Annotated in this window: 11 protein-coding genes; 9 read left to right on the top strand and 2 right to left on the bottom strand. The window is 52.6% G+C overall.

The features are described 5' to 3' along the window. Nucleotides 1–288: 288 nt before the first annotated feature. Nucleotides 289–855: a YIP1 family protein gene (locus tag ACT3TC_RS10060; protein WP_192527102.1), complete on the bottom strand. Its 567-nt coding sequence runs from the start codon at nt 853–855 to the stop codon at nt 289–291. A gap of 126 nt (nt 856–981) precedes the next feature. Here ACT3TC_RS10060 and ACT3TC_RS10055 point away from each other — a divergent pair, with 126 nt between their 5' ends. Beyond that, nucleotides 982–1404: a MarR family transcriptional regulator gene (locus ACT3TC_RS10055; RefSeq protein ID WP_192527006.1), complete on the top strand. Its 423-nt coding sequence runs from the start codon at nt 982–984 to the stop codon at nt 1402–1404. A 37-nt stretch (nt 1405–1441) separates the two neighbouring features. On the opposite strand, the gene ACT3TC_RS10050 is transcribed toward ACT3TC_RS10055, so the two are convergent. Further along, complete coding sequence (locus ACT3TC_RS10050; RefSeq protein ID WP_172116668.1) at nt 1442–1828, bottom strand: SirB2 family protein; 387 nt, start codon at nt 1826–1828, stop codon at nt 1442–1444. A 269-nt stretch (nt 1829–2097) separates the two neighbouring features. Between ACT3TC_RS10050 and ACT3TC_RS10045 the strand changes: the two genes are divergently transcribed. The 8 genes from ACT3TC_RS10045 to ACT3TC_RS10010 all read left to right on the top strand — a co-directional run bounded on the left by ACT3TC_RS10045 (nt 2098) and on the right by ACT3TC_RS10010 (nt 13489). Then, nucleotides 2098–5868 (top strand): nitrate reductase subunit alpha, encoded by a 3771-nt coding sequence (locus ACT3TC_RS10045; RefSeq protein WP_444639915.1) that lies wholly within the window; start codon nt 2098–2100, stop codon nt 5866–5868. Then, nucleotides 5865–7427, top strand: coding sequence for a nitrate reductase subunit beta (gene narH, locus ACT3TC_RS10040; RefSeq protein ID WP_193056418.1), 1563 nt, complete (start codon nt 5865–5867; stop codon nt 7425–7427). Before ACT3TC_RS10045 ends, narH begins: the two co-directional genes overlap by 4 nt. Next, nucleotides 7420–8202: a nitrate reductase molybdenum cofactor assembly chaperone gene (gene narJ, locus ACT3TC_RS10035; RefSeq protein ID WP_193054578.1), complete on the top strand. Its 783-nt coding sequence runs from the start codon at nt 7420–7422 to the stop codon at nt 8200–8202. The genes narH and narJ overlap by 8 nt, the downstream gene beginning before the upstream one ends. A 13-nt stretch (nt 8203–8215) precedes the next feature. Beyond that, nucleotides 8216–8905, top strand: a complete 690-nt coding sequence (gene narI, locus ACT3TC_RS10030) for a respiratory nitrate reductase subunit gamma (protein ID WP_441679318.1) — start codon at nt 8216–8218, stop codon at nt 8903–8905. Between the two features lie 25 nt (nt 8906–8930). Next, a complete protein-coding gene (locus ACT3TC_RS10025) occupies nt 8931–9743 on the top strand; it encodes a peptidylprolyl isomerase (RefSeq protein ID WP_444621628.1) in 813 nt (270 codons plus the stop codon). Between the two features lie 92 nt (nt 9744–9835). Continuing rightward, the gene (locus ACT3TC_RS10020) at nt 9836–10060 is read left to right on the top strand and encodes a hypothetical protein (protein ID WP_172116663.1); all 225 of its coding nucleotides are present in this window, start codon (nt 9836–9838) and stop codon (nt 10058–10060) included. A gap of 988 nt (nt 10061–11048) precedes the next feature. Then, nucleotides 11049–12848, top strand: coding sequence for a thiamine pyrophosphate-requiring protein (locus ACT3TC_RS10015; RefSeq protein WP_444639913.1), 1800 nt, complete (start codon nt 11049–11051; stop codon nt 12846–12848). Between the two features lie 29 nt (nt 12849–12877). Next, complete coding sequence (locus ACT3TC_RS10010; RefSeq protein ID WP_444639911.1) at nt 12878–13489, top strand: flavodoxin family protein; 612 nt, start codon at nt 12878–12880, stop codon at nt 13487–13489. Nucleotides 13490–13567: the final 78 nt, after the last annotated feature.

The following is a 13567-nucleotide window of genomic DNA, read 5'->3' as shown; positions in this document are numbered from 1 at the left end:
AAAGATAAGTAAAAGCTGCTGAAGCCGACGGTGTGGCTAACGATAAATGACTATATTACTTATCGAAAGATATGAGAAGCAGATACATCGTATCCTGATGAATCATGTAATCTTCTTTGTCTCTCGTCAATATAATGGTTGGTTAAGAGGCCTATCACGTAAAACTTAAAAAAGTGAGGCGTGTGGTTTTTTTAGATTTGAGTATTTCTGATGAGCGTTATTTTTAGTGCTCACAAGCGACGTCTTCGCACATTGAAAATGCGCTAGAACTATGGCGTTCAACGGTGTTTAGTAAGCCCAAACAACCGCGAGCAAAACACCCCATCCAAGAATGCCGGCTGACATAATAGTATAAGTGGCTGATATAGTGGCAACATCCAGCTCGTTACGAGTGCAGAGCGCTTGCAAGCCGTGATAAATCAGACTGCATGAAACGCCTAGAGCCGCCAATCCGACGATCATATTGAAAAATAACGAGGGCACCCATAGCGCAAGGGATGAAATCCATAAGGGAAGAGGAGCGAGTGTGGCAAGCAAATAGGCATTTTTATAGCTAATTGAAAGTTGCTCGACACCATTGACGACTGCGTGAATAACCCAGCCCATTATAAAAAAAGTCAGCAGCTCGGCCAAAAAAAGAATCGTCGTAATAAACCGCCATTCCCTTTCAGCAAAACCGGTCATAAAGGTATCGCCATAATGCGTCCCTGCATAATAGAGCATTAAAGGGGGCAATAACGACATGGGAAGAACCACACACCACGCTAACGTCGGAATGGAGGGCGAGTTCGCTTTAAGCGCTTGCCAACCAGCGCGATGACTAAAGGGCATTTTGAAAAATGTCAGTACATTCATCTCAACTACCTCTTGGTGTCTTAAAATTAAACGGCTATATATCATATAATGATATTTTATTTTTAGAGGACGTCTTCGGTATTGTCAAGCGGGGAAAAGTCGTCACGAGCACGTTAAGGAGCATCCATGGCAGAAAAAACAGCAGTGCAAAAAGGCGAGCTTGATAAGGAAGATTTCGAGCGTCTATCCCAGTTTCGCTATCAGTTACGCTGTTTTTTACGTCGCAGCGAAGATATCTGCCGCAAGCATGGGCTCACCGCGTTGCAATACCAGCTGTTGCTGCACTTACGCGGCTTTGCTGAGCGTGATTGGGCAACGGTAGGTGAGCTTGCCGAGCGGCTGCAAGCCAAGCATCACGGCACTGTGGCATTGATCGATCGCTGTGAGCAGCTATCACTCGTTGAGCGCCGTCAAGGACGTGAAGACCGCCGCCAAATAGAGGTGCACTTGTTGGAGGAGGGAATCGAACGCGTCACCCGAATTGCGGAAGCGCATCAGCCAGACCTCTACCAACTTCATGCCGGTATGTTATTCCCGCCTGGTGAGTAATGCGCGTTAATGGCGTCACTTTTTATAGGTAGCGTCATCAGCTTAGCCATGAAAGCGGAGTCCGATGCATCGCAACGCCCAGTATATAGATAAATACAAGCACCGCTGCCACGGCGGCACCGGCCCGAATGGCTGGCGTTTTACCGCGTTTAATCGCCATTGTGCCGAGCAGAATATAAACAATCAGCGCGGTGATTTTGGCGCTGAGCCATGGCGGAAGTGGCCAGAAGCTCAGCATGATGGCCAATAGCACGCCGAAGGTTAGAAGCGCCGTATCGATGATATGAGGGAGTATCTTGACCCAGCGCGCCTTAAGAATCGGTCGCTCAGTGACTGACCAATAAGCACGTACTATAAAGAAGGCGAGGCTCGCATAGGCGGCCGCCATATGAAGATGCTTAACCGCAAAATAGTGCTCAATCATACGTTTATCTCTGGATTAAAACAGCTTCTTGTGAACAAGAACCACCTCTTTTCGCTGAGGGGTTATACGGAGTTTCATCGCTATCTTGTCTGATTTACTGCCATGAATGAAACGTCGTCACCTGTGGTCTTTAGCCGCGTATCCCTTAAGAGGTAGGGTGGGGTTATATGGAGGTAACCTGGCAGATATTGCCGTTTTAATCGCTCAGAATCGATTTCCAAGACGCCTGTTTAGGCATTGCTTTCTTTTTGGCGCCAGGGAGATCGACCATGAGTCATTTCATTGACCGGCTAAATTTTTTCCGCAAAACGCGCGAGCCTTTTGCCAATGACCACGGCGAAGTTCGCCAGGAAGACCGCCAGTGGGAAGACAGTTACCGCCGCCGATGGCAACACGACAAGGTCGTCCGCTCTACCCACGGAGTTAACTGTACCGGCTCGTGTAGCTGGAAAATTTACGTCAAAAACGGCCTGGTGACATGGGAAACTCAACAGACCGATTACCCACGTACACGCCCCGACCTGCCTAATCATGAGCCTCGCGGCTGCCCTCGAGGGGCAAGCTACTCGTGGTATCTTTACAGTGCTAACCGCCTTAAGTATCCCCTTATCCGTAAACCGCTGCTGGCGCTTTGGCGTGCAGCGTTAAGTGAAAAAGGTGACCCAGTAGAGGCTTGGGCTTCTATTGTTGAAGACCCGGCCAAAACAAAAGAGTACAAACGCGCCCGCGGCATGGGTGGCTTTGTTCGTGGCAACTGGGATGAGCTTAATGAGTTAATCGCGGCTTCCAACGTTTATACCGCCAAACAGTACGGGCCTGATCGCATCATTGGCTTTTCGCCTATCCCTGCCATGTCGATGGTCAGTTACGCCGCCGGTAGCCGCTACCTGTCGTTAATCGGTGGCGTGTGCATGAGCTTTTACGACTGGTACTGCGATTTGCCACCCGCCTCGCCGATGACGTGGGGCGAACAAACCGATGTTCCCGAATCTGCCGACTGGTACAACTCAGGCTATATCATTGCCTGGGGGTCGAATGTGCCTCAGACCCGCACACCAGATGCCCACTTCTTCACCGAGGTTCGCTATAAGGGCACCAAAACCGTTTCCATTACCCCCGATTACGCCGAGGTTTCCAAACTCACAGATGAGTGGCTCTCTGCCAAACAGGGCACCGACGCAGCACTCGCCATGGCCATGGGCCACGTCATTCTCAAAGAGTTTCATCTTGAAAATCCCAGCGCCTACTTTACCGATTACGTGCGCCGGTATACCGATATGCCCTGCCTGGTCGAGCTGGAGCCACGCGATGATGGCTCTCTTGTGCCCGGACGCCAACTGCGCGCCAGTGACATTGCTGATCACCTGGGGCAGGAAAATAATCCTGAATGGAAAACACTGGTTTGGGATGACGCACGTGATCAGCTGGTGGTACCGCAGGGCTCTATTGGTTTCCGCTGGGGGGAAGAAGAAGCTCACCAGGGTAAATGGAACCTGGAGTCTTTGGATGCCGATGGCGTTGAAATTTCACCTCTCTTGAGCCTTGCCGAGCGCCATGACGACATCGCGCGCGTGGCCTTTCCCTATTTCGGCGGTATCGAGCATAAGCACTTTGCGCATGTAGAAGGCGAGAGTGGCGACCGCTTGTTCCATAGCCTGCCCGCTAAACGGCTGCAAAAAGCCGATGGCAGCAGCGTGCTGGTGGTGACAGTCTTTGACCTGATGTGTGCCAACTACGGTATCGACCGTGGGTTTGGTCAAGCGGGTGAGGACGATGGCGCTACCGACTATGCCCAGATAAAACCCTACACCCCCGCTTGGCAGGAAAAAATTACCGGCGTCTCGGCAGAGCAGTGTACTCGTATCGCGCGGGAATTTGCCGATAATGCCCACAAGACACGTGGGCGTTCCATGATTATCGTGGGTGCCGGTATGAACCACTGGTACCACATGGATATGAACTACCGCGGCTTGATCAATATGCTGATCATGTGCGGGTGTATTGGCCAGAGCGGCGGCGGCTGGGCACACTATGTCGGCCAGGAAAAATTGCGCCCCCAAACGGGCTGGCTGCCCTTGGCATTTGGGCTTGATTGGACGCGCCCACCACGTCATATGAACTCTACGTCATTCTTCTATAACCACTCTTCGCAGTGGCGCTATGAGAAGCTTGAGATCAAAGAGATCCTTTCGCCACTGGCTGACCCACGTCGTCATACCGGCAGCTTGATCGACTACAACGTACGCGCCGAGCGTATGGGCTGGCTGCCGTCTGCTCCTCAGCTAACCACGAATCCGCTGCATTTGGCGGGCAAGGCCAAAGACGCCGGCATGGCCACCAAGGATTATGTCGTTCAGCAATTAAAAGCCGGTGAGCTTTCTTTTGCTGCCGAAGACCCGGATAACCCCCAGAACTTCCCGCGTAACATGTTTATCTGGCGTTCTAACCTGCTGGGTAGCTCCGGTAAAGGGCATGAATACATGCTCAAGTACCTGCTGGGGACTCGGCATGGCATTCAGGGTAAAGACCTGGGCGATTTTGGCGGGCAGAAGCCAGAAGAGGTCAAATGGCACGACGAGGCGCCTGAAGGCAAGCTTGATCTATTAGTCACGCTTGATTTTCGTATGTCGACGACCTGCCTCTATTCGGACATCGTGCTACCCACGGCGACCTGGTATGAAAAGAACGACCTTAATACCTCCGACATGCACCCGTTTATCCATCCGCTAACGGCTGCCACCGATCCTGCCTGGGAATCGCGCAGCGATTGGGACATCTATAAAGGCATCGCCAAGGCGTTCTCGAAAGCGTGTGTGGGCCACTTGGGCGAAGAGACGGATTTAGTCACGCTCCCCATGCAGCACGACTCCCCGGGCGAGCTTGCGCAGATAGATGTAAAGGATTGGAAAAAAGGCGAGTGCGCGCCCATCCCCGGCAAAACCATGCCTGCATTGATAGAAGTACAGCGCGATTACCCCGCCACGTACGAGCGTTTTACCTCACTTGGCCCGGCGCTTGAAAAGCTCGGTAATGGTGGCAAAGGCATCAGTTGGAACACGGATAGCGAAATAGAACTGATCGGCAAACTGAATCACGTTAAGCATGAAGGCCCGGCAAAAGGGCGCCCGAACATCGAAAGCGCTATTGACGCGGCAGAAACCGTACTGACGCTGGCGCCAGAAACCAATGGCCAGGTAGCACTCAAGGCGTGGGAGGCACTCTCCAAAATTACCGGGCGCGACCACTCGCATCTGGCACGACCTAAAGAGGATGAAAAAATCCGCTTTAGCGATATCGTGGCGCAACCGCGCAAGATCATTTCCAGCCCCACTTGGTCGGGCCTGGAGGATGAGCACGTCTCCTATACCGCCGGGTATACCAACGTTCATGAGCTGATTCCGTGGCGCACGGTCAGTGGCCGTCAGCAGTTCTATCAGGATCATGCCTGGATGCGCGACTTCGGCGAAAGCCTGTTGGTGTATCGCCCACCGATCAATACTCGCGCCGCGGAAAATTTCAAGCTGCCCGAGGATAACGGCTTCAAAAGCAAGGCACTGAATTTCCTGACACCGCACCAAAAGTGGGGGATTCACTCCACCTACTCCGACAACCTGCTGATGTTGACGCTGAACCGCGGTGGCCCCGTGGTGTGGCTTTCCGAAGCTGACGCCGCCGATATCGATATTCAGGACAACGACTGGATAGAGGTTTATAACGCCAATGGCTCGATTGCTGCCCGCGCCGTGGTCAGCCAGCGCGTTAAGGATGGCATGGTGATGATGTACCACGCCCAGGAGCGTCAGGTGAACGTCCCCGGTTCGGAAATTACCGGCACGCGTGGTGGTATTCATAACTCTGTGACGCGTGTTTGCCCTAAACCCACTCATATGATCGGCGGCTACGCCCAGCTCGCTTACAGCTTCAATTACTACGGAACCGTAGGCTCGAACCGCGATGAGTTCGTGCTGGTACGCAAGATGAAGCATATCGAATGGCTGGATGGTGAAGGCCAGGATGACGTTCAGGAGGCCGTGAAATGAAAATTCGCTCTCAGGTAGGCATGGTCCTCAACCTTGATAAGTGCATTGGTTGTCACACCTGCTCAGTAACGTGCAAAAACGTCTGGACTAGCCGCGAAGGTGTCGAGTATGCCTGGTTCAACAACGTTGAGACCAAGCCGGGTATCGGCTATCCCAAAGAGTGGGAAAACCAGGCCAAGTGGAAGGGCGGCTGGATGCGCAGCCGTGATGGCAAGATCGAGCCACGCATTGGCGGTAAATGGCGTGTATTGGCCAATATCTTCGCCAACCCCGACTTACCCGCTATTGATGACTACTACGAACCTTACACCTTTGATTACCAGCACCTGCACACTGCCAAGCCCGGCCAGCACCAGCCGGTAGCCCGCCCGCGTTCACTGATCTCTGGCGAGCGCATGAAGAAAATTGAATGGGGCCCTAACTGGGAGGAAATTCTGGGCACCGAGTTTGCCAAGCGTCGCAAGGACATCAACTTTGAACAGGTGCAGGCAGATATCTACGGCCAGTTCGAAAACACCTTCATGATGTATCTGCCACGCCTGTGTGAGCACTGCCTTAACCCTACCTGCGTGGCAAGCTGCCCCAGTGGCGCCATTTATAAACGTGAAGAAGACGGCATCGTACTGATTGACCAGGATAAGTGCCGCGGCTGGCGGATGTGTATTTCCGGTTGCCCCTACAAGAAGATCTACTACAACTGGAAAAGCGGCAAATCCGAGAAGTGCATTTTCTGCTATCCGCGTATTGAGTCGGGCCAGCCAACCATCTGCTCAGAAACTTGCGTGGGGCGTATTCGCTATTTAGGTGTCCTGCTTTATGACGCCGACCGCATTGAGGAAGTCGCAAGCTCCGCCGACGAGCAGGACTTGTACCATCGCCAGCGCGACATCTTCCTGGACCCTCACGACCCTGAGGTCATTGCCCAAGCCAAGAAAGACGGTATTCCCGACAACGTCATTCAGGCCGCTCAGGCATCGCCTGTCTACAAACTGGCCATTGATTGGGAGCTGGCGCTTCCGCTGCACCCTGAATACCGCACGCTGCCCATGGTCTGGTACGTACCGCCGCTGTCGCCCATTCAGTCTGCGGCCGAAGCGGGTAAGGTCGAGTTCGATGGCGTGATGCCAAAAATTGAGTCGCTGCGCATCCCGGTGAAGTACTTGGCCAATATGCTGACCGCCGGGGAAGAAGCCCCCGTTGTGCTCGCGCTTAAGCGTTTGATGGCGATGCGCCTTTATATGCGCGGTAAGCATGTTGAAGGAGAAGCGGATATCAGCGTGCTGGAAGATGTGGGTCTAAGCGTTGCTCAGGTGGAGGACATGTACCGCTATCTGGCAATCGCCAACTATGAAGATCGGTTCGTGATTCCAACCAGCCACCGCGAGATGGCGCGCGACGCCTTCCCGGAACGGGGTGGGTGCGGATTCACCTTTGGTGACGGGTGCAACGGCGAGAGCACAGCGAACCTGTTCAACGGTCGGCCTGTTGAGAGCACGATGGTGAAGCCGGTCAATGTTTTTGATCCGCAGGCGCAATCCGAGGAGGCTCGTCATGAGTAATCTGGCAGAACCGCTCTTGACCCCAGAGCAACAGACCATGCGCAGCCTGCGTGTACTGTCGCGGTTGCTTGACTACCCAACAGCTGAATTGCAGCAGGCCGTAGGGGAGCTTGTCGAGATCGTGGCCGCGGAGAATCGCTGGCCCGCTTCGTTACGCCAACGTTTGATGAGTTGGTGTCAGCAAATTGCCGATAGCGAGCTTTTAAGCCTTCAAGCCGAGTATGTCGCGCTTTTCGAACAGGGTCGGGCTACATCGATGCTGCTGTTTGAACACGTACACGGAGAGTCACGAGAGCGTGGCCAGGCCATGGTGGATCTCATGGATGAGTATCGAAAGGCGGGTTTTGAGCTAGACGCCCGGGAGCTTCCTGACTATTTACCGCTGTTCCTGGAGTATCTCTCCACGCGAAGCGATGCGGAAATGGCCCGCTGGATTGGCAATATTCGCCATATTCTGGCGTTACTTGCCGCTCGCCTGGAAGAGCGTGATAGCGACTATGCCCTGGTGACCCATGCGCTGCTGGCGCTCATCGGCGCCGAAGCGGACATAAACGCGCATCGCCCCGTTGTGAAGGCGGAAAAGCCTGACAATACCCCCGAAGCGCTGGATGCCGTATGGGAAGAGGAAGCCGTACGCTTTTCTGCGGCATCCGACGAGGACTGTGCGTTGCAATCTGCCGAAGGGCGTCGCTTGGCTGAACGCAAGCAGGGTGTTCAACACGATGCCGTTCGCATTCTCTCTCCCGGAGCCCAGCCTCCGGCAATGGGTCGTTAACAGGAGAATCTCAATGTCCGCTATTACGACTTACCTCGAGCATTTTATCTACGGCTACTATCCCTATCTCGCCGGTACCGTATTTCTGTTTGGGAGCCTGGTGCGTTTTGACTACGGGCAATACACCTGGAAGACCGGCTCCAGCCAGATGCTGTCGACCAAAAACATGCGCCTGGCCAGCAATCTCTTCCATATCGGCATCATTACCATCTTTTTTGGCCACTTGGTTGGTCTGCTTACTCCACACTGGATGTATGAGCACTTTCTTCTCCCTAGCACCAAGCAACTGCTTGCCGTGGTGATTGGTGGTATTGCCGGCGTGTTGTGTGTGATCGGCGGGGCGATGCTGCTTTATCGGCGGATGTTCAATCCACGTGTGCGCGCCTCATCGAGTAAAATGGATACGCTGATTCTGGCTATTTTGCTTATTCAGGCATGCCTTGGGCTGACGACCATTTTCTTCACGCTGGGCCATATGGATGGCGAAATGATGCTGACATTGGCAAGCTGGGCACAGGCCATTGTGTTCTTTAACGGCGGCGCAGCGAACTATCTGCAAGATGTTTCCTGGATATTCAAGCTGCATATCTTTTTGGGGCTAACCATTATCCTGTTGTTCCCTTTCACTCGGCTAGTGCATGTATGGAGCGCGCCTTTCGGTTATCTGACCCGGCGCTATCAATTAGTGCGTAAACGCGGCTAAGCGCTAATTTATCAGGAGAGTTGTTATGCAAATGATTGATATCGAAGCGCTGCCAAGTGAAGCCACGCTACCATTGATACAGGTGGGCAGCCGCGCTATTGAAGAAAGCGACATTGCCCATGAAATGCAGTATCACCCGTCAGACAGTGCGGGGAGTGCCCAGCTTAAGGCTGCGCGGGCGTTGGTTGTCCGTGAGCTGCTGTGTCAGCAGGCCCAGGCGCAAGGGTTATTGGCTGATAATGAAACAGCGGATGACAAGGTGATTGCACAGCTTCTAGAGCAAGCGCTGAACGTGCCGGAGCCCAGCACCGAAGATTGCCAACGCTTTTATGCGCACCACCCCGAGCGTTTTAGTGAGCCCACACGCTTAAAGGTGCGTCATATTTTGCTGGCTGCGGCGCCTGAAGATGCTGTGGCTCGGGATGCACACTATCAGCAAGGCGTAACACTGCTGGAAACATTGAAGGACGATCCTGCGCGCTTTACGGAGTTTGCCCAGCGCCACTCAGCGTGTCCTTCCAACACCCAAGGTGGGGAGCTCGGCTGGTTGGCCCAAGGGCAAACGGTTGCTGAACTTGACCGAGTGCTACACCACTTACCCAACGGCCTCCATGAGCGGCCCATTGCCTCCCGCTATGGTTGGCACTTGGTGGTGGTTGATGCCCGCGAGGAAGGGCAGTTGCTGCCTTACGAAGCCGTTACCGAACGTGTTCGCCATCACCTGGAGGAACAGGCAACGCGGCGCGCATTGCGCCACTACCTGTTGTCATTAGAGGCGGAGATAGGCGTCCAGGGAATCGCGCTTGACGACGACGCGGGCGGTAGTCTGATGCAATAGGACCACTCTGCGTGGTTATCGGCTTGCCCGGACTTTATGGAACCATTTCTTTCTTCTAAGGTTGAAGTGATATAGGAAAAAGGAGAACGGTCATGGAACATGTCGATAAGTGTCAGAAATGTGGTAAGGAATATATCGCCGACGCAAACGATACGGAAAATGCCCTCCCAACGTGTGGCACTTGTGGTGCAGAAATATACAGCGGGGGGGCGAACTCAGAGTTTAGCGTGACAGGTGATAATGATGATGAGCATCCGATTGAAAGGGGATTGCGAAAAGTCACCGATGAAATTACCGGAGATAAAAAGAAAGTTTGATTGAACCGCTTGTGGCTGAAAACTCTCATAGACTCCGCCACCCTTGGCCTAGACGTCGTTACGGCTAGCCAAGGGTCGCAGAACTAAATATCACGCTACATCGTTATAAGCTGGTTGATAACCAAACGCCGGTAAATAGCTGAAAACGCAATTTTGGTACCCTGATGAACAGCGATCATCACTTTCTCCTCCATGAGTTATGTATCAACCCGAATACAGGTGATGAAAGACTATAGGCCTTTTTTCATCTAATGTTACATACTATTTTTAAATCAAAAGAACGTTTCTTATTGTTAATTTGTATTAGAGTGCATGGCGTCCTCAATAAGTATGATAAATAAGATTATAGTTATAACTACTTATGGCTAAGTTTCTACTACTTAACCCGAAGTGGATTAGCAGGTGGCCTCATTGTTTGGCTAGTTGGCTAACTAACAGAGTTACTGCAGGTTAATAAATAAGTGCGTTTTTACTATCAATTATACTATGTTACTTACAGGCTATTTTTAGTGTGGCAATCTCAACCCACTGGACAAGGATGTTCAGCAAGGAGTAGTGAGTCAGGAAGACTCCCTAAGGATGGGCAGGCAGGAAGCTTGCGGAGTGTACAAGGATGCAACGTTAAAGCCCGGCCTCTGGTCGGGCTTCTTGCTTTAAGCGTAAAAGTAAATAACGTATAGCTAGATTATATCGTCGGTTACGTTGGGTTCGCCTTGCCCAAGTGTAAAATAGTTGGCATTGAAATCACTAAATTCTTCTCAGGTGCGAGGCATACATTTCGTTATGGTGGGTAATCCATGAGAATTAAAAAATGAACATGACCGTTTAGCAACCAAACTAGCCTACTCTACAGGTTGTTGTTTAATAATAATTAACAAAAAGCCCTGCCAAGTTGACCTTTGCTGATACCCGTATCTATACCTATAGGCCTAGTGAACATTTATATGAAAGTGACGAGCTAAGGCGTAGCTTTGCCATGGAGGCTTGAATGAGTAAGCAGCTGGTAGGTGATTTTCTGGTTCAACGTTTGGGTGAGTGGGGTGTTAAACGTATTTTCGGGTATTCGGGGGATGGCAGCAACGGCATCATGGGGGCATTACAACGAGCGGGTGACCAGTTCGAGTTCGTGCAAGCCCGTCATGAAGAGATGGCGGCATTCATGGCGTGTGCTCATGCCAAGTTTACGGGGGAAGTTGGTGTGTGTACCGCGACTTCCGGGCCTGGTGCCATTCATCTGCTTAATGGCTTGTACGATGCCAAAAAAGATCATCAGCCAGTCGTTGCCATTGTTGGCCAGCAAGCACGTGCGGCCCTGGGTGGTGAATATCAGCAGGAAGTCGACCTGGTGTCGCTTTTCAAAGACGTCGCCCATGAATTCGTGCATATGGCGACCAGCCCAGCTCAAATACGCCACCTTATTGACCGCGCTATCCGTATAGCACTGGCCGAGCGGACCGTAACGGTTATCATCATTCCCAATGACCTTCAGTCCCAGCCAGCGGTTGAAACACCTGCGCATGCTCACGGTACTGTGCATTCGGGCGTGGGCTACTCAAGCCCCATTACCGTGCCTCATGACAATGATTTGCGCCAAGCCGCCCAAGTGTTAAATGAAGGAAAGAGAGTGGCGATGCTAGTGGGTGCTGGGGCTCTGAATGCGACCGATGAGATTATTCAGGTGGCTGACAGGCTAGGCGCTGGTGTCGCTAAGGCGCTACTGGGGCGTGCAGTGCTTCCTGACGACTTGCCTTTCGTTACCGGATCTATCGGGTTACTGGGTACTAACCCAAGCTGGGAGTTAATGGCCAACTGCGACACGCTATTGATGATTGGCTCAAGCTTCCCCTATTCGGAATTCTTACCGGAGGAGGGGCAGGCCCGGGGTGTACAAATCGATATTGATGGGCGCCAGGTGAGTATGCGTTACCCAATGGAGGTGAACCTCGTGGGTGATAGCGCGACTACTTTACAAGCGCTGTTGCCCTATTTAGAGCAGAAAACAGATCGTGGTTGGCGTCAAGATATTGAGAAAAGTGTTGCCCAATGGTGGGAAGTGCTTGAAGAGCGTGCCATGGCGGAGGCTGACCCGGTTAACCCGCAGCGTGTTTTTTGGGAGCTGTCGCCGCGCCTGCCTGATAACTGCATTCTCACCACCGATTCCGGTTCCGCTGCTAACTGGTACGCACGTGATCTCAAATTACGCCGTGGCATGATGGCATCGGTTTCTGGCGGACTTGCCACGATGGGAAATGGCGTTCCCTATGCGATAGCCGCCAAGTTCGCTTATCCCGAACGGGTGGCCATTGCATTGGTTGGGGACGGGGCCATGCAGATGAACGGTAATTCGGAGTTAATTACCATTGCCAAGTATTGGCAGCAGTGGGCGGACCCACGCTTGATCGTTATGGTGCTTAATAACCAGGACCTTAATCAAGTCACGTGGGAGATGCGGGTAATGGAAGGCGACCCGAAGTATGAAGCCTCGCAGGATCTCCCTGACTTTCCTTATGCCGAATATGCTGAGCTTATTGGGCTCAAGGGCATTAAGGTCAGCGATCCCGAGATGCTAGCGAATGCTTGGGAGCAGGCCTTAAGTGCTGACCGCCCCGTTGTGCTGGAAGTTATAACTGACCCTGATGTTCCGCCGATCCCGCCGCATATAAAGCCCGAGCAGGCGAAAGCCTATATGTCAGCGCTTTTGCACGGCGACCCCGACGCGCTGGGTACGGTTAAAGCCTCGTTTCGGCAGTTCGCCCGGCAGGTAACCCCCAAGCTTCGCAAGCACTGACACCCCAAGCCGCATAAAAGGAGAGTCTCATGCCGTTAAAAGCCTTGGCTATCAACTGTACGCTTAAAGCGTCACCCGCAGCGTCTTCTTGTGATCGACTTATATCCGAGGCCTTGGCAGCGCTTGAGCGCCATGGCGTCACTGGCGAGAAAATCCGTGCTGCGGATTTTAATATTAAGCCCGGTGTGACATCGGATGAAGGTGAGGGTGATGATTGGCCGCAAATACGAAAGCAGATTCTGGATGCCGATATCTTCATCCTGGGTAGCCCTATCTGGTTGGGCCATCACTCCAGTATCTGTCAACGTGTATTAGAGCGACTGGATGCGTTTCTTGGCGAAACCGATGAGCAGGGACGAATGGTCTCGTATGGTCGGGTCGCCGGTGTCGTGGTGGTAGGTAATGAAGATGGCGCTCATCATATTGTTGCCGAGCTGTTTCAGGGGCTAAACGACGTTGGTTTTACCCTTCCTGCCAACGCATGCACCTATTGGGTGGGTGAAGCCATGCAGGGAGTCGACCTCAAGGATTTTGAGAAGACACCAGAAGCGACTCAGAGCGCTACGGCAGGCCTGGCGCTTAATTGTGTTCACTTGGCCACGTTATTAAAGCAGAACCCGTATCCACCACAAGAGAGCTAGGCGCTGAATGTGCTATAGGTGCACATACGCAGTTAATTCACTTCTCAGCTAAGCTGTAAAGGTATGTCGCACACAACA

Origin of the sequence: Halomonas sp. AOP27-A1-41 (assembly GCF_052378605.1) — a bacterium.
Taxonomy (GTDB): domain Bacteria; phylum Pseudomonadota; class Gammaproteobacteria; order Pseudomonadales; family Halomonadaceae; genus Vreelandella; species Vreelandella citrativorans.
The sequence above is the reverse complement of the archived record's forward strand: the minus strand, read 5'-3'. Positions and strand labels throughout refer to the sequence as shown.